This window comes from Micrococcus sp. ACRRV, from assembly GCF_022346985.1.
Classification (GTDB): Bacteria; Actinomycetota; Actinomycetes; order Actinomycetales; family Micrococcaceae; genus Micrococcus; species Micrococcus porci.
On the sequence record NZ_JAKRNH010000210.1, the window covers coordinates 1 to 997 of the forward strand.

Here is a 997-nt window from a genome sequence, read left to right on the forward strand (position 1 = left end):
GAGCCGGGGCCGTGCCGGGGCGGGGCCTGCCCGGCGGCGGCGTCGTCGATCCCCGCCCGGATGGCGGTGATCCAGCGCGGTGCCTCGCGGGCGGCGGAGCGGCCGTGGAAGCCGCGGGTGGCGCGCAGCTCGGGCACCGTCCGCGGGAGGGTGGAGGCGGCGGCCACCAACGCCGAGTCGGGCAGGAGCCGGCCCGGGGCCAGGTCCCGGTGCCGGGCGAGGTCCTCGCGCGCCTGCCAGAGACGGCGCAGCACGGCCAACTGGACGGGGCGCTTGAGGGCCGCCATCCCTGAGGTGCGGCGCCACGGGTCCTGTCGCGGCGCCGCGGGCGGGGTGGTGCGCACGTGTTCGAACTCCTGCTCGGCCCAGGCGAGCTTGCCCTGCTCCTCGAGGAGCGCGGCCAGGGCGTCGCGCAGCTCCACGAGCAGCTCGACGTCGAGGGCCGCGTAGTTCAGCCAGTCGACGGGCAGCGGACGGGTGGACCAGTCCGCCATCGAGTGCTCCTTGGCCAAGGTCAGGCCGAGCTGGGACTCCAGCACGGCGGCCAGCCCGACGCGCGGCAGTCCCGCCAGGCGCGCGGCGAGCTCCGTGTCGAACAGCAGGTCGGGGCGCATGCCGCAGTCGGCCAGGCACGGCAGGTCCTGGCTGGCCGCGTGGAGCACCCACTCCACGCCGCGCAGGGCTTCGTCCAGCGGGGCCAGGTCCTCGAACGCCTCGGGATCCACCAGCCAGATGCCCGCGCCCGCACGCTTGAGCTGCACCAGGAAAGCCCGCTGGCCGTACCGGATGCCGGAGGCGCGCTCGGCGTCGACCGCCACCGGGCCGGTGCCGGCGGCGAGCGCGGCGGCGCAGGCGGCGAGGCCTGCCGGGGTGTCCGTGACCACGGGCACCCCGCCGGCCGGCTCGGCGACGAGCGTGGGCGCCGCCTGTTCCCCGCCGGGACGGTCCGAGGGGTCCGGGGAGGTCGCGACGGCGGGGAACAGGCGGCGCCCACGCT

The 997-nt window shown here is 77.7% G+C and carries 1 protein-coding gene; it reads right to left on the minus strand.

Translation table 11 applies throughout. The annotated features are described in order from the left end of the window. The coding region (locus tag MHY29_RS12150; protein WP_255718953.1) for an HRDC domain-containing protein at positions 1 to 983 on the minus strand (983 nt) is incomplete at its 3' end. Positions 984 to 997: the final 14 nt, after the last annotated feature.